This window comes from Bacillus sp. IT-79MI2, from assembly GCF_949768135.1.
Lineage (GTDB): Bacteria > Bacillota > Bacilli > Bacillales > Bacillaceae_G > Bacillus_A > Bacillus_A pseudomycoides.
The window spans coordinates 139318-156334 of record NZ_CATKPV010000084.1 but is presented as its reverse complement, the minus strand read 5'-3'; the positions used below and the strand labels follow the sequence as shown (position 1 = coordinate 156334).

Annotated in this window: 15 protein-coding genes, 1 pseudogene, 1 riboswitch and 1 other annotated feature (1 of these 18 cut by a window edge); of the genes and pseudogenes, 13 read left to right on the top strand and 3 right to left on the bottom strand. The window is 34.1% G+C overall.

The window, feature by feature from the left end:
• Positions 1–21 (top strand) — a binding site (T-box leader); it begins 237 nt to the left of the window's first position.
• Positions 22–104: 83 nt separating this feature from the next.
• Positions 105–1670, top strand: coding sequence for a lysine--tRNA ligase (gene lysS / locus ACM6HU_RS21905; protein WP_414848437.1), 1566 nt, complete (start codon positions 105–107; stop codon positions 1668–1670).
• A gap of 152 nt (positions 1671–1822) precedes the next feature.
• Here lysS and ACM6HU_RS21900 read toward each other — a convergent pair whose 3' ends face one another.
• From ACM6HU_RS21900 to ACM6HU_RS21890, 3 genes and pseudogenes are all read right to left on the bottom strand, one after another.
• A complete protein-coding gene (locus ACM6HU_RS21900) occupies positions 1823–2251 on the bottom strand; it encodes a cell wall hydrolase (protein ID WP_016115046.1) in 429 nt (142 codons plus the stop codon).
• Positions 2252–2530: 279 nt separating this feature from the next.
• Entirely contained in the window at positions 2531–3136 is a 606-nt protein-coding gene (locus tag ACM6HU_RS21895; RefSeq protein WP_016115045.1) for a response regulator transcription factor, read from the bottom strand.
• 32 nt (positions 3137–3168) lie between these two features.
• A pseudogene (locus ACM6HU_RS21890) lies at positions 3169–3618 on the bottom strand (DUF418 domain-containing protein); the annotation flags it as partial.
• A 209-nt stretch (positions 3619–3827) separates the two neighbouring features.
• On the opposite strand from ACM6HU_RS21890, the gene ACM6HU_RS21885 reads away from it, so the two are divergent.
• The 12 genes from ACM6HU_RS21885 (at position 3828) to ACM6HU_RS21830 (ending at position 17007) form a co-directional block, all read left to right on the top strand.
• A complete protein-coding gene (locus ACM6HU_RS21885; RefSeq protein WP_414848436.1) occupies positions 3828–4529 on the top strand; it encodes a response regulator transcription factor in 702 nt (233 codons plus the stop codon).
• Positions 4529–5512: a sensor histidine kinase gene (locus ACM6HU_RS21880; RefSeq protein WP_016115042.1), complete on the top strand. Its 984-nt coding sequence runs from the start codon at positions 4529–4531 to the stop codon at positions 5510–5512. Before ACM6HU_RS21885 ends, ACM6HU_RS21880 begins: the two co-directional genes overlap by 1 nt.
• Positions 5513–5656: 144 nt before the next feature.
• Positions 5657–6427 (top strand): ABC transporter ATP-binding protein, encoded by a 771-nt coding sequence (locus ACM6HU_RS21875; protein WP_016115041.1) that lies wholly within the window; start codon positions 5657–5659, stop codon positions 6425–6427.
• Positions 6402–8339, top strand: coding sequence for an ABC transporter permease (locus tag ACM6HU_RS21870; RefSeq protein WP_016131455.1), 1938 nt, complete (start codon positions 6402–6404; stop codon positions 8337–8339). Before ACM6HU_RS21875 ends, ACM6HU_RS21870 begins: the two co-directional genes overlap by 26 nt.
• Positions 8340–8435: 96 nt before the next feature.
• A complete protein-coding gene (locus ACM6HU_RS21865) occupies positions 8436–9116 on the top strand; it encodes a lipoprotein BA_5634 family protein (RefSeq protein WP_016115039.1) in 681 nt (226 codons plus the stop codon).
• 246 nt (positions 9117–9362) lie between these two features.
• Entirely contained in the window at positions 9363–10604 is a 1242-nt protein-coding gene (locus ACM6HU_RS21860) for an esterase/lipase family protein (RefSeq protein ID WP_414848435.1), read from the top strand.
• A gap of 135 nt (positions 10605–10739) precedes the next feature.
• Positions 10740–11765 carry a homoserine dehydrogenase gene (locus tag ACM6HU_RS21855; protein ID WP_016115037.1) on the top strand — a complete coding sequence of 342 codons (1026 nt, stop codon included), beginning with the start codon at positions 10740–10742 and terminating at the stop codon, positions 11763–11765.
• Between the two features lie 169 nt (positions 11766–11934).
• On the top strand, positions 11935–12657 hold the full coding sequence (locus ACM6HU_RS21850) for an MBL fold metallo-hydrolase (protein WP_414848434.1): 723 nt from the start codon (positions 11935–11937) through the stop codon (positions 12655–12657).
• Positions 12658–12757: 100 nt separating this feature from the next.
• Positions 12758–12865, top strand: a riboswitch (TPP riboswitch).
• 182 nt (positions 12866–13047) lie between these two features.
• Positions 13048–13755: a thiaminase II gene (tenA, locus tag ACM6HU_RS21845; protein WP_016132846.1), complete on the top strand. Its 708-nt coding sequence runs from the start codon at positions 13048–13050 to the stop codon at positions 13753–13755.
• A gap of 447 nt (positions 13756–14202) precedes the next feature.
• Positions 14203–15735, top strand: a complete 1533-nt coding sequence (locus ACM6HU_RS21840; protein ID WP_016115034.1) for a prolyl oligopeptidase family serine peptidase — start codon at positions 14203–14205, stop codon at positions 15733–15735.
• Between the two features lie 180 nt (positions 15736–15915).
• Complete coding sequence (gene tnpA, locus ACM6HU_RS21835; protein ID WP_016115033.1) at positions 15916–16314, top strand: IS200/IS605 family transposase; 399 nt, start codon at positions 15916–15918, stop codon at positions 16312–16314.
• Between the two features lie 12 nt (positions 16315–16326).
• Entirely contained in the window at positions 16327–17007 is a 681-nt protein-coding gene (locus ACM6HU_RS21830; RefSeq protein WP_229166011.1) for a transposase, read from the top strand.
• The last annotated feature ends 10 nt before the right edge of the window (positions 17008–17017 follow it).

Below are 17017 nucleotides of genomic sequence, written 5' to 3'. Positions count from 1 at the left end.
TGAACAACTCTCGTCCTCAAGATGAATAATCTTGAGGACGAGAGTTTTTTTGTTTTGAAAAGGAAGTGGATGAGTAAATAAAAAATTAATAAGAGGTGAATTATATGCACTGGGCATATCAAATCGCGCATGAACTTATTCAAAAACATCCAAATAAAGAGACGTTTGTATGTGCATCCGGAATTAGTCCTTCGGGGTCTGTTCATATAGGTAATTTTCGAGAAATAATAACGACCTATTTTGTTGTAAGAGCACTTCAAGATTTAGGGAAAAAGACACGATTTATATTTTCATGGGATGACTACGACCGATTTAGAAAGGTTCCAAAAAACGTTGATTCATCATTTGAGAAATATATTGGTATGCCATATTGTGATATTCCAGATCCATATGGTTGCCATAAATCGTATGCAGAGCATTTTGAAAAAGAATTTGAAAAATCATTAGAAACTCTTGGTATTGATGTGGAGTTTATTTATCAACATGAAGAATATAAAACTGGGAGATATAATCAACATATACTTCAAGCATTAAAAAGAAGAAAAGAAATCTACGACGTATTAATGAAATTCAAAACGAGTGAACCGTTTGAAGAAGAGCTGGAGGCTTTTTATCCAATTACGCTATATTGTGAGCAATGCGGGAAAGATTCAACAAAAATAACAAATTTTGATGAAACATCGGAAACAATCCGATATGAGTGTGAATGTGGGAGTCACAATGTATTATCAGTAATACAAACGAGTCACATGAAATTAAATTGGAAAATTGATTGGCCGATGAGATGGATGATAGAAGATGTGATTTTTGAACCGGGTGGGAGAGATCATTCAGCCGAAACAGGTAGTTATAATGTTTCAAAGGAGATAGCTAGTAAAATTTTTCATTATGAGGCACCGAATTATGTTGCCTATGATTTCATTGGCATAAAAGGTAATAATCAAAAAATGTCAAGTTCTGCTGGGAATATCATTACTCCAAGTGAATTATTAAATGTGTATTTGCCAGAAGTCATTCTATTTATGTTTTCAAAATATAAACCAAATGCAGCATTTCATATTGGTATGGATGAGGATGTGATTCGGAATTATACTGAGTATGAAAGATATAAAGAAGGTTATCAAAATAATAAGTTAAATAATGAAGAGTTGCGTGATGTAATTAGGCTTTCCGGCGTTAGTGTTAGTGATGAAAATGTCAGCTTACCAAAATTTAATCAAGTAGCAGGCGTCTTGCCATTAGTGAACTTTGATACTCATATTTTACAAGAGATATTAGCGAAAGTGGATGCAGATTATAGCTTGATTGACATTATGAAAATAAGTAATCGTGTGGAATACTGGATTCGAAATTTACAACCGCAAAAAATGATTGAAGTAAATAAAGAAAAGAATTGGGAGTTTTACGAAACATTGGAAGAGGTACAGAAAAAGTGGATTTTAGAAGTTTGTGAAATAGTTCCTACAAATGCGGATAGTCCAAAGATAATGGAACGGATATATGAAATTTGTCATAATGAAAGTAAAAAGATAATGAAAGAGAATCAAAAATTACTTTTTAGAATCATTTATAGACTTGTTATCAATCAGCCAAGTGGTCCGCGGATACCGTTACTTATATCTGTAATAGGTGCCGAGAAAATAGTGTCCTTATTGGATTTTTGTAACTAAGTAGAATAGAATACTACCTCAAACACAAATTATATTATCAAGCTGTGTTTGAGGTGATTAATAGTATAACTAAGAATTCAAGGACTTGTATATGCGCGTCCTTGAATTCTTAAGGATGTAACTAATAGAATGTGGTGAATTTTATAAAGTTATTATCGCGTATACATTTTCGGGCATTCATCCCCGATTGGTTCATAAAAACAATGGCTTTTAAATTGCCCTGCAAATGGTTGATTATACCATTCCGGTGGACAAGCACCAGTCGGCCGGAAATACCAAAGGGACCATCTTGCTGGCCAGCGCCATTCACCTTGTAACACACGTCTTGCAATTTCTTTTTCTGAGTCACGAGCACGTTGATAAAAATATCCGTATTGTACAGCTTCAAATCCACCTGGAGTTTGATATACCGCATCACTTACGGTACGTATTTGTTTAAAGTCTAAGCAGTCACAAAAAACACGGTTTACTACAACGCAGCCGACAAGCTGTTCGCCTTGTCTACCTTCACCTTCAGCCTCAGCACGAATTAAACGTGCTAATAAATCAACATCGCTTTCATTATAAGGAATGAGACCCATATTAGTTCCTCCTTTGTAGAGGTGTTATAGTAAAGGTTATGTCAGAAAATGAGTGTGGTGCTTTTACAAGTATGCTTTGAGGAAGGCGGAGATAAAGTGAAACTTTACGAAAGGGAGTTGTAAATTGTTTTTCATGTGCAACCTCGTTCCAATATTGCTTTTGCTGTTTCATTAGTTAACTCATTTCTTTCATATAATTTTCATTTGATTATAGTACTTGCTCTATGGGAAAAACAGACTTCAAAAATACTGAATTTTTTGATATGGGAAATTCAAGTTTTATATCCATCCTTTTTCATCAGCGATACGAATGGCTTGAAATCTTGATTCAGCTTCAAGTTTTTGAATGGCAGATGATAAATAATTTCTAACAGTTCCGTTTGTTAAATACAATGTTTTACCGATTTCTCTCGTTGTCATCCCGTTTTTAACCATACAGAGTATTTCTGCTTCACGGTCAGTTAGTGGGTTATTTTCTTTTAAAAACAGCGTAGCAGCTAAGTCTGTACTAACCACACGTCCTCCGTTCATTACTTTACGAATGGCCTCAATAAGAAAGTCAATCGGTTCGTCTTTTAGTAAATATGCTTCTACTTTTGCATCCATTGCTTTTTGTAAGTATCCAGGACGAGCAAAAGTTGTAACAATCATTATTTTGCCGGGATGTCCCATAGCTCTTAATTTTTTTGTAATTTCCAGTCCAGTGATGTCGGGGATCTCAATATCGAGAAGACACACATCGGGTTGTTGTTTTGTAATAATGTTCCAGGCATCTAGCCCATTTGAAACTTCTGCAATTACTTCAATGTCATCTTCTAATTTTAATAGAGAAACGGGGGCTCCGCGAAGCATTTTTTGATCCTCAGCAATTACAATACGAATCATTTTACTGCCGCCTTTCTTGTATCGTTTTACAAGGCTAATATTTTCATAGATCGATTAATCCATTTGTCACCACGTTTAATAATAAAAGCGACAATAATTGCGGTTATCCCATAGCTCATTAAAATATCATATTCCATAACAAGGGTGAAATGAATGAAACCTTCCAATAAAAGTATAAAAGAAGTCCATAGGTAGACGCCAGGCCACGTATTTCCTTTTCGTAAAGATTGTTTATATTTCAATTCAAGTCCCACACCAAACATGATTGTTAATAAACCGAGAAGCTTTCCGTTTACTAAAAATAAAACGACCAGCCGGATAAAATCATTAAGTGACGTCCACCAAATTGCATGATCGAATGTAAAAATATAAGAAATATCCCCTAGATATGCAAAAATCCAAATATTTTTTCCAAGTGTTCCTAATACAGCAAAGCCCCTTAATATATCAAGCAAACGAATTCTTTTGTTGTTGTTTCTCATTATTTTCCTCTTTTCTTATAATTTTGTCATTATTGTATCTTTAAAAAGGAATTTTTTGTATGCATAAGTGTCAGTTAAAGGAGATGACAGCTGTCATATAGGCGAAGAAATGAAGTATTTAAATAGTCATGCAATGAATTCTTAAAAATAAGTAAGAAAAAATATGGTAGTATATGCTTACGTAGAGATTATAAGAAAGGAATGAAAACATGGTTAAAATTATGATTGTGGAAGATGATCCTAAAATTGCAGAATTATTATATTCCTATATCGGGAAATACGGATATCAAGCGATTGTTATTGTTGATTTTCAACGTGTATTAGATATTTTTTCACAAGAACCAGACTTAGTGCTACTAGATATTAATTTACCAAGTTTCGATGGATATTATTGGTGCAGGCAAATCCGCGCTATTTCAACGTGTCCAATTTTATTTATTTCAGCGCGTGAAGGAACAATGGATCAAGTGATGGCATTAGAAAATGGTGGGGATGATTATATTCCAAAACCGTTTCATTATGAAGTTGTAATGGCGAAAATTCGTAGTCAACTAAGGCGTGCATATGGAGACTATGCACCCAAAATAGAAGAACGAATGATTGAACAACAAGGGCTTACTTTGTTTCCAGAGCGCTTAGTATTACAATTACGTAATCAAGAAATTGATGTAACAAGAAATGAAGCGATTTTGTTAGAAATGTTAATGAAAAATTATCCGCGCGTTGTAAGTAGAGAAGTGTTGTTGAACAAACTTTGGGATAGTGAATCATATGTTGATGATAATACACTAAGTGTTAATACAACACGTGTTAGGAAAAAGTTGCAAGCATTAGGTATTCAAGGTGCAATTGAAACCATTCGTAGTGTCGGTTATCGATTACATATAACATGGGAAATCGGTGGAGAATAATGATAAAACTATTTATACGTGAGCATATTCCACTTCTATGCTTTACAATTTTTCAATTCATCGCTATTTTTCTTGTTTATTGGTTTGATGGCTATCACCATATGACAACTGCGCTTTACGCAATGTTTTTAGGGTTATGTTTTTTGCTTGCGTATTTACTATATCGCTATTTTACCCATAAGTCTTTTTATGAAAGATTGGCAAATCCGATGCAATCCTTAGATGAATCTGTACAAAAATCAGATTTTGCAGTCCTATCTACCGCGCTACATGAGTTATTAGAAGTCCAATATCGTCACTATCAGAATCAGTTACAAGTGCAGGAACGTAAAAATGAAGAGCATTTAACCTTTATGAATCAATGGATTCATCAAATGAAAACACCTCTATCTGTTATTGAATTGATTACACAAGATGAAGTTGATCCTAGATTAGAGAGTATCGGTGAAGAAGCAGATAAATTAAAAAAGGGATTAGAAATGGCTCTATATGTGGCACGTCTAGAAACTTTCACACAAGATTTCTACGTAGAAAGAGTGCAATTATACAAGTTAGTAAATGAAGTAATACATGAACATAAGCGCTTTTTTATCCGGAATTTTGTATATCCAGAAGTTAAGATTGAAAAAGACATTATGGTAGAAAGTGATGTGAAATGGCTCCAATTTTTAGTTGGTCAAATTCTATCTAACGCAATTAAGTATTCAGCCGGTAGTAGAGAAAAAATTATAATGAAAGCATATAATGTAGACAAGACCGCCATCTTAGAAGTGAGGGATTTTGGAGTAGGTATACCAAAACAAGATATGCCACGTGTGTTTCAACCTTTCTTTACAGGAGAAAATGGTAGAGATTTTAAAGAGTCTACTGGGATGGGATTATATCTCGTATATGAAATTGTGAAACATTTAGGACATAAAGTAGAAATACATTCTGAAGTTGGAAAAGGTACAACTGTACGAATTATTTTCTATATCTCATAAAAAGCTGATGAAATAGACTTTTTCATCAGCTTTTTTTAGAAATCTTACAAAGTTGTAAGGTAAATGAAAGACGAATCAATATGAGATGTAAGATAACTCCTTTACACTTTAAACTAAGCAGAATAAATGAAAGGAGAATGTGGTATGGAAATATTGCAGGCGAAAGGGATTAGTAAAGTATATAAGGGGAAAGTTCCTTATAAAGCTCTTACTGATATTGATTTATCTATTCAAGAGGGTGAGTTCGTTGGTATTATGGGTCCGTCTGGTAGTGGAAAAACAACATTGTTAAATATGGTATCGACGATTGATTCACCAACATCAGGTGAAATTTTAATAAATGGAACGAATCCTTTTCAGTTATCATCTGAAAAATTAGCATTATTTCGTCGTCAACAATTAGGATTTGTTTTTCAGTCATTTAATCTTCTCAGTACGCTTACCGTAAAAGAAAATATTGTGTTGCCAATGACGTTAGATGGAGTGGCTGTAAAGGAAATGAATAAGCGGGTGGAAGAAGTTACAGAAAAGTTAGGCATTCTGGATATTTTGCATAAAAGAACATATGAAATTTCAGGTGGTCAAGCACAACGAACCGCGATTGCTCGTGCAATCATTCATAAGCCACAATTGTTATTAGCGGATGAACCTACGGGAAACTTAGATTCTAAGTCTTCGAATGATGTGATGGGTATGTTAGAAGAACTGAATAAGAAAGAACGTGCAACTATGATGCTTGTTACTCATGATCCATATGCCGCAAGTTATTGTAGTCGCGTTATTTTCATTAAAGACGGTGAATTGTATAATGAAATTTACTGTGGTGAAAGTAGACAAGCTTTTTACCAAAAGATTATGGATGTTCTCTCGTTGTTAGGAGGGAAAAGGCATGACTTTTCGTCAATTCGCGTTTAATAATGTTTTTCGTAATAAACGGACATATGCCGCTCATTTTTTAAGCAGTACATTTTCTATCATGATTTTCTTTACGTATGCACTTTTGTTATTTCATCCTAATTTAACGGGGGAGTTAAAATCTACAAGTGAAACAATAAGTGAACTTGGTACAATCGGGTTTAGAATTTCACAAGGTTTGATTTTTATTTTTTCATTTTTCTTTATCTTATATTCAGTAAGCTCGTTTTTAAAAACACGTAAAAAAGAATTTGGTATTTTAATGATGCAAGGAATGTCGATGAGGCAGTTAAAGAAGTTAGTGCTCATTGAAAATATGTTAATTGGATTTTGTTCAATCTTTATAGGCATTATGATCGGCCTTATATTTTCAAAATTAGTACTACTCATTAGTGCAAGTCTTTTAATGATTAACAATGGATTACCTTTCTATATTCCAACTCAAGCAGTACTATTAACTGTTATTACATTTCTTTTCTTATTTTTAATTGTATCACTGTTTACTTTTAAAATGATAAAAGTAACAGAGCTTGTGGAACTCATTCAAGCAGAGGAAAAACCAAAACCTGAACCGAAATCTTCTATTATTTTATCGCTTCTATCATTTGTTAGTATCAGTTCTGGATATGGAATCGTACTTTATATTAACTTTAGAAGAATTATCTCTTTTCCGTTATTAGGATTAGGTGTGTTATTGGTTATAATCGGTACTTATTTTCTGTATACGCAATGCAGTGTTTTTCTGTTGCAAGCTGCCAAAAAACGAGAATCTTTATTTTTAAAGAAAACAAATATATTGACGCTTTCAGAGCTAATATATCGAATGAAAGATAATGCAACGATGTTTTTTATAGTGTCTATTATTTCGGCAGTCGCGTTCACCGCAATTGGAACTACCGCTGCACTTGGAAATAAAGAACTGTCAAGAATGACCAATCCGTATACGTTTACGTATATGAGTTTTGAAGAAAATAAGATGGAAAATGAGCATCTTTCTGTAATTAAGAAATCTCTTAATGAGGCAAATATTCCTTATCGAATGGGCTCTGCCTCTACTAAATATACGGAAAGCAATGTTACTGTTATGAAATTAAGTGAATACAATGATCTTGCGAAAGCTCTTGGCTACCAAACGGAAAAGCTTGGTAGAGAAGATGAGATTTTGTTAGTCCCAGGATGGATAGCACAAAAACAAGAGTTTAAAGATGGAGAATTTAAAAAAGAAATTGAAGTGATTCATGGGGATTGGATGAAAACATTTCATGTGAAAAAAGCTGTACAGAATTTGGTTTTACCACATGAAGTAGGAAATACTTTAATTGCAGTGCAAGACCAAGTATATGATAAAGTTCCATTCATTGCTCGTGAGGATATCACGATGTCTAAAGAGCGTATTTACGGATTTGTTGTAGATGATTGGATGAGAACAAAGGAAATTTCACATCAATTAAATAACATACTGGGTAGAGAGAGTGGAGAGCGTAGTTTTTATTTCGAAGCTTTAACATTGCAGTGGTTACAAGCGAAACAAACAAACGGATTGTTACTTATGGCAAGTGTTTTAGTGGGAATTGTCTTTTTTACATTTGCAGCGAGCTTTATTTATTTCCGTTTATATACAGATTTAGACCGGGATCAACAACAATATAAAATGATTTCAAAGATGGGATTAAGTAAACGAGAACTAAAAGGTGTTGTAACAAGACAGTTGTTAATCATGTTCTTTTTACCAATTGTTGTTGCGGTAATTCATACTGCAGTCGCATATATCGCACTGCAACAATTAGTGGATTTTTCTATTTTAAATAGTTCAATTATCATCTTAATTTCATTTGTATGTATACAAATCTTGTATTTCTTTATGACTCGTTGGCGTTACCTACAAAAACTTTATAGGACTATGGATCAGTAAAATAAGATTATTAAGGTTTGATTGTATCAAAGGTAAATAGAAGATAACCATAATGAGTATACCTGAAAATTAATTTAGACAATGAAAGGAGTCATAATGAGAAAAATAATATCTTTTTTTATATTAATTGTCCTGATTGTCACAAGCCTAAGTGCCTGTTCTTCCTCTGAAGAAAATAAACGGCCTGCGAACGGGATGATAATGATTGGGGACGAACAATTTACTTTACCTATTTTTGAACGTTACAAAGAAAATATAGAAGAAAAAGAAGTATTTGAAGTGAAAACGGGGATTTTTGGTGAAAATAAAGTGCTTATTATAGATGAATCTACAGCGCGAGCTATGATAAAAGATCGAATTTTGCGGAAGAATGATATGAATAATCGCTACGGTTATACTTCTATAAAAAAATTACCGGAAATCCCAAAAGGGGCTTCGCTATTATTTGCGCATGAAGAGGAAAAACATATTACAAGTATCGATTTAAACAGTAAAGAAATTCCTGTTTCATATGACAGCGATGCTTGGATTGGAAATTCCCGTGATTATAAGTCTCAAAGGTATCTTATTGTTGCGAAAAAGGATGTATATAGAAAGATAAAAGCGGATGAAACAAAGTTACAGATTATTCACTTCAAAAAATTATTGGGTTACGAAAGGCCTAAAATGTCGACAGACAATACATTAATAACTGAATATTTAAAGATAAAAAGGCAAGTCAAAGATTTTCATAAATTAATATCGGTCAAATTTGTTACTTTTGAGGATGAAGGTTAAAAGGAAAAGGGAGTTGTCAACAAAACTTTATCAACTATGTAATACTTCATAATTGATAGACAATTCAGATAAGATAGTTTACAGTATCTTTAAGTTAATAATTGTGATAGAGAATTGGAGATCCACACTATATAGCCATTGCTAATTGCGTTGGTATATCTTTGTGGATCTTTTTTCTATTACATAAAAAGGAGGTGAAATTGAAAACGTTTTTATCAGGGAGAGAAAAAGAAAAGGGGACGGAAAATGAAAAGGTTATTGTGTGGATTATTGATTTTATGTTTTATCGCTTCGAGTGTAATACTTCCGGTGCCAACGCACGCAGAGGAAGGAAAGAAAAATAACAATCCTATTATTTTGGTACATGGCTTTACAGGGTGGGGAAGAGATGAATTATTGGGCGTAAAGTATTGGGGGGGTGTACATGATATTCAAGAGAATTTAAAGAGAGATGGATACAGTGTACATACCGCTGCTGTTGGACCGTTATCAAGTAACTGGGATCGTGCTTGTGAGTTATATGCTGAAATTAATGGGGGAACAGTAGATTATGGAGCGGCTCATGCTGAGAAACATGGGCATGATCGATATGGGAGAACATATACAGGGTTTGTCCAAAATTGGAGTGAGACAAATAAGGTTCATTTAGTAGGACATAGTATGGGTGGTCAAACGATACGTACACTTGTTCAAATATTAAAAGAAGGAAATCAAGAAGAGAGGGAGTATGCAAAACAGCATGTAGATGTAAAAATGTCTCCATTGTTCCAAGGCGGAAAGTCATATGTTCATAGTGTAACGACATTGGCAACACCTCACAACGGGACAACCCTTGCAGATGGAAGTTTACTCTTGCCTGCTGTAAAGCAATTACTCGTTGCAACTGCTGGAATTGGAGAAAATAGCAATCTATCACTATACGACTTTAAATTGGATCAATGGGGAATTAAAAAGAAAGCTGGGGAGTCATTTTATCAATATTCAAACCGTGTCTTAAATAGTTCCATTTTGAAGGATACGAAAGATATAAGTCAATGGGATTTAAGTACAGATGGAGCGAAGGAATTAAATGACTGGGTAAAAGCGCAACCAGATGTATATTATTTCTCTTACAGCGGACATGCAACACAGGCAACCTCTATAACAGGGCTTCATTTCCCGCACATTACAATGAATAAAACATTAATGGGGAATGCGATTTTCTTAGGATCATACGCAAGGTATGAACAAAGTCGACCATTTATTGATTCATCTTGGTGGCAAAATGACGGTGTAGTAAATACGAATTCTATGGTAGGACCGTCTACTGATGTGGTTATAAATAATAGCGGTACACCAGAGCGTGGAAAATGGAATCATATTGAGACAAAACAAAATTGGGATCACCTTGATATGGTAGGACTAAGCGTTTCGGACTCATTAGGTTTTTCTGATATTAATGCTTTTTACCGAAATATCGCTAAAAATTTATCTAATTTACCAGAATAACTGGATCATATTTATATTGAAATGGAAAAACTCCCTCAAATTCTTCTGAGGGAGTTTTTACTTCGTGAATCGAATCGTGCCTTCGGAGTATAATGGAGTTAATATTAAAATAGCATGATAGCCCGAGGTGATGGTATGAGAGTTAACGTGGTGATATCTGGATATGGAACTGTTGGAAAAGAGTTTGTAAGATTGGTATTTGAGAAAGCTTCATATATAAAAGAGATGTACGGCATCGAACTTGCTTTTACTGGAATTATTGGGAGTACAGTCAATCTTTATAATGACAAAGGTTTACATATTAAAGAATTATTAACTTATGGTACTGGTTCCTATGTATTAGAGAAGTATACCAAACACTATCCACTTGATAAAAGTGAAAAGTTTCCTTTTGGTACTGTATTAATTGAATCGACACCAACTAATCTTCAAACTGGTGAACCAGGAAGAACATACATTGAAACAGCGATTGAAAACAATATGGATGTAGTAGCTATTTCGAAAGGAGCACTTGTTAACGCATGGAAAGAAATAAAAGAAAAAGCAAAACTCGCAAACGTACGTATTTGTTATAGCGGCGCAACTGCTGCGGCACTCCCTACATTAGATATTGGACAATTCAGTTTAGCAGGATGTCAAATTGAAAGTATAGAAGGTATTTTAAATGGAACAACAAATTATATTCTTACAAAAATGTATGAAGAAGATGTAACATTCCAGGAAGCATTGCATCAAGCGCAGCACAAAGGGATAGCTGAAACAAATCCCTCATTAGATGTAAGTGGAATGGACAGTGCCTGTAAACTATTATTGTTAGCGAATAGTTTATTTCAGTCAGAATACTCCCTTGATTACATAAACGTAAATGGGATAGAGAGTGTTACAAAACAAGATATAGAGAAAGCGAAAGAACAAGGTAAATCTCTAAAACTAATTGGAGCGGCATATAAAGATCATTCAGGAAATCTTAAACTTGAAGTATGCCCGCGTGAAATAGAGAAAGGGCATCCATTGGCTCATGTAAATGGAACAGAAAAAGGAATCACTTTTCATACTGATACGATGGGGAAAGTTACTTCAGCCGGAGGAGCTTCAAGCCCAAGAGGAGCAGCAGCAGCGGCTTTGAAAGATTTAATTAATTTGTATCGAAAAGATGTATGATGAAAAAATATAGTCTTCAATTAAAATGAAAAAGATAATAATTAACTTGACAAATAAATATTTTTGTGTTATAATTTAAATTTTAACATTTGACGAGAATCCCTTAGGGTGATACATTTTAGTAAGAGAAATAACTTCACTAATTTATGTATCGAGGGGGACGTGTAATATGAAAATAGAAAACGGTCTAGCGGTTTTGAAATTGAAAATTCAAGGATTTGAATTAAATCCAACATTACTTTGGGATAAAAAAGAAGCTCTATTAGTCGATACTGGTATGCCAGGTCAATTAGAAGGGATTTGCGATGCAATGATTGGTATTGGTGTGCCTTTTGAACAATTACAAGCAGTTATTTTAACTCATCAAGATATAGACCATATTGGAAGTCTTCCTGAAATACAGCAGAAGGCAAATCATTCTATTGAAGTGTACGCCCATGAATTAGACAAACCTTATATTGAAGGACAGTTACCCCTTATTAAAGGAGATCCAAATAAAATGAGTGAAGAAAAATGGGCGGCACTTCCAGATGTTGTGCAAGCCCTATATAAAAATCCTCCAACAGCAAAAGTAAATCAAACATTAGAAGATGGACAAAGACTTCCATTTCTCGGAGGCATTGAAGTGATTCATACACCAGGACATACTCCGGGGCATATTAGTTTATATAGTGAAAAATATAAGACATTAATTGCAGGTGACGCGATGGTATGTGTTGAAGGAAAACTAAAAGGGCCAGTTCCACATACGACACCAGATATGGAAACAGCTACAGAATCACTTAGAAGATTTTTAGAGTTTGATATTGAGAGGATAATTTGTTATCACGGTGGTGTTTGTGATTCAAATGTTAAAGAGCAAATTGAACAGTTAGTAGGAATGGATAAATAGTATTTTGTAAAAATTATATTTTATGAAGTTTGAACTATCAAATAATATTTTACAGCTATATGAATTATGTTATGATAAATATCAAACTAAATAGTTAATATCTATCCGCTAGGGGGGCCTTTTATAGGCTGAGATCAAAGGATTTTTTTTGAGACCCTTAGGACCTGATCTGAGTAATACCAGCGTAGGGAAGTGGAAGTGACATCATCAATATTTTTAAAATATTGATGATGTCCAGCCTGCTTTCTTTACGTGTGTGTAAAGAAAGCTTTTTTATTTTGCGCACCGCACCTATTTGAAGTAGATCCCAGTAGTCTAGTCGTTAATGAGCGATTCGTTAAGAAACTTGTTTCATTTTTTACTATCAAAACGTTTATTGGAGGGCCTATAATGTCATTTTCACAGTTGTTACGCAAAGAAGTTAATTCAATTTGGGAAGCAAGTTTTAACCATCCTTTTGTGAAAAAATTAGGAAATGGAACATTAGATTTAGCTAGTTTCCGCTATTACGTTATGCAAGATTCATATTATTTAAGTCATTTTGCAAGAGTCCAATCGTTAGGAGCAGCAAAAGCTATTGAGTTAGAAACGACAGCTCGTATGGCACACCATGCACAGAATACATATCAAGCTGAATTATCGTTACATGAGAATTTTGCAAAAAAATTAGGAATTACTAAGGAAGAAAAAGAATCATTTGTTCCTGCTCCAACCGCTTATGCGTATACATCACATATGTATCGTGCTGCATATGAAGGACATATCGGGGATATTATTGCAGCAATTTTACCTTGTTACTGGCTTTATTATGAAATTGGTGAACGTTTGAAAGAATGTAAACCTGAAGAACCAATTTACCAAGAATGGATTTCCGCATACGGCTCTGACTGGTTCCGTACTTTAGTAGAGGAGCAAATTGCTAGATTAGATGCCATTGCGGAAACAGTAACAGAAGCTGATCGTAAGCGAATGAAACAGCATTTTATCATTAGCAGTCAATATGAATATTCATTTTGGGAGATGGCTTACACATTAGAAAAATGGCCAGCAGAAAAACAAGTAGAAGATGTAAGTTTATCCCGCATTAACAGGCAGTAAGTAAGCCACCCACCTCCTCAAGATTCAGAGAGAAACGAGGAAGCTAGGTGGGGGATCAACTGCCCGTAAAAGCCCGATTGGTGAGGGTTGATTAAAGTTCCACTTTATAAGGGAAAGATATGGCTCTCATCATACATGAAAATGAAGAGTATAGAAAATGACTAACTTAGTTTAGTCATTTTTTTGTACAAAAATAATATCTCTACATTTTAGAAAAATTAACTTCAGTCATTAGTTACTTAACTATTATAAAAAATTTACACAATAAAAAAAGGGAGAAGGTAATTTTTATTGAAGTTTGTTTATAATTCCCTTTTTAACTTGTTAAGGGGAAATGTAATTGTAAAGAAGGTTATTAATCTCTTTTGCACTTTTTATTTATCTTACCATACTTGGAATGTTGTACTGAAATTATAAAAATTTAAATTTGAAAGGGGCCAAAAAGATATGAGAACGAGAAAACGAATAGGGAATAAGTTACTACTCGTTAGCGCAATTTGTGCGATAAGTATTCCTTCTGTTTCATACGCGGAGGAAGTAATTTCACCTAAAATTTTTGCGAGTTCTTCAAGTTTGTACGAGGGGAGGAATACGGATGTATTGAAAACAAGTTTTTATCCCAATACATATAATAATCCGTTCAACTACCAATTTATTTCGACATTAAAGGAAACAAACACAAATATAAAAGAAATAGACAATGTTGATGATGAAAATCCTGTTATATCTACTACTCTTACATTTATCCGTGATATGCATGCTGAAAATTATAAATCTGCATTTGATTTAACTTCTCGATCTTTACAGAAGATAGTATCTGAAAAATGGCTGGAGAGTTATTGGAAGGGACTCCCAGTACAATTACAAGCAGGTTCCTTTATTGGAATTGGAGAGGTAAAACAAAAAGAGACAAATTCCGTTCATACAAATGTAGAGATTGGATTAGTTTTTGAACAATTTACTGTGCCTTTACTAATTAAATTAGATCCATCTGGAAAAATAGATGATTTTCAATTTAGTATGTCGTTTAGTCCTGTTGCAGAACGTCCATCATATAGTAAGCCTGAATCATTTATTGAAAAAGAAGTAGTAGTCGGAAGTGGCGCGTTTCCATTACCAGGAACATTGTCTGTTCCAAAGGGAAAGGGTCCTTTCCCAGCGATCATTCTTGTTCAAGGATCTGGAGCAAGCGATCGGGATGAAACTGCGTTTGCTTTAAAACCATTTCGTGATCTAGCTGAAGGTCTTGCTTCGAAAGGAATTGCTGTTCTTCGTTATAATAAACGAACGTATGAACATGGCTTGAAAACACAATTAAGCCCTTTTTATACAGTCGATAAAGAGACAACGGACGATGCACTTCTTGCGACTCGTTTTCTTCAAAATGAATCTATGATAGACAAGAGTCAAATTTATATCCTTGGTCATAGCCAAGGTGGAATGATGGTTCCGGAAATGATTGAAAAAGACCAAAATCAAAATATCGCTGGAGCAATTGTGATGGGAGGACCAGCTCGTACAATCCAAGATGTTGTTTTAGATCAATTTGATTACTTGTATTCTATCGGTAGAATGAAACCTGAAGAATATAAATTTTACAAAGCACAATTTGAATTATTAAATGACCCTAACTTCTCTAGTCAGAATCCTCCAAAAGATTTTTATTTAGGATCACCTGTATTTTGGGATTCTATTCGTAAAATTAAGGCAGCAGAAATATCTAAAGAACAAAAGACACCGCTTCTTATTATTCAAGGAGAAAGAGACTATCAAGTTCAATCAAAAATCGAAATTCCTCTTTGGAAAGAACAATTAAAAGGGCGAGATAACGTAGATTATCGACTTTATCCAAAGTTAAATCACTTCTTTACAGAAGGAGATGGGGAATTAAGTAAACCGGATGAATATTATAGTCCTGCCAATATCCCTGAGTATGTTATAAATGATATTGCTACTTGGGTACAAGGAAGATCGAAATAAAAATAGGAACAGTATCATTTAACTAGGTTTCCGAAAAGAATTCTCTCGCTTCAATCGTGTGAAGGGCGTAGCTCAACGATAAGTGGGAGATAAATTTTCGATTGGCGTAAGCCAAAGTGCTTATAATTATCTGATAATTCGTTAAAATTAGTCTATACACATAGATAGGTTGATAACACAATGAAATTAGATAGTAATAAACATTCAGTTTTTCTTCTGCATTATCATCTTGTACTGGTAGTAAAATACCGCAGACAAGTATTTGATGATGACATATCTAATTATGCAAAAGACATTTTTGTGAGAATAGGACAGTCATATAACATTACACTTGAAGACTGGGATCATGACAAAGACCATGTACATGTAATGTTCAAAGCACATCCTAATAGTGAATTGTCAAAATTTCCAAATGCGTATAAAAGTGCCAGTTCTCGCTTGATAAAACGTAATTTCCCTATTGTTCGTCAGAAACTTTGGAAAGAACTGTTTTGGTCAAGAAGCTTTTGTTTGATTACAACTGGTGGTGCTTCAATTGAAACAGTCAAACAGTATATTGAAAAACAAGGCAGAAAGTAGGTGTGGACAATGTTGAAAGCATACAAATATCGTATCTATCCCAACGAAGAGCAACGGTTGTTTTTCGCAAAAACATTTGGATGTGTACGTTTTGTATATAACAAGATGCTTGCTGACAGAATCCATTCTTATCAAGAATCCCAAAAGACCATTGATAAGTCCATCAAGTATCCTACCCCTGCACAGTATAAAGCTGAATTCCTATTTCTAAAAGAAGTGGATAGCCTTGCATTGGCTAATGCACAAATGAATCTAAATAAAGCATACGCTAATTTTTTTCGTGATAAATCTGTTGGATTTCCTAAGTTCAAAAGTAAAAAGGACAATTACCGTAGTTATACAATGAATAATCAAAAGGGAACAGTCTACATGGAGAACGGCTATATCAAACTACCCAAATTAAAGACACTCGTACGCATGAAGCAACATAGACAATTTTCTGGCTTGATTAAGTCTGTGACAATTTCCCAAACACCAACCAACAAATATTTTGCTTCTGTTTTAGTAGAGGAAAACGAACACTCATTTCCAAAACTTGATACAAGAGTAGGTATTGATGTGGGCTTGAAGGACTTTGCCATATTATCTAATGGTACGAAATATGAAAATCCGAAATGGTTAAGAAAAGCTGAAAAAAGACCATTCAAAAGGTCTTTTCGTTTTATTTGTTATAGTATATTCCGTTTACTCTAACCATAGGCAA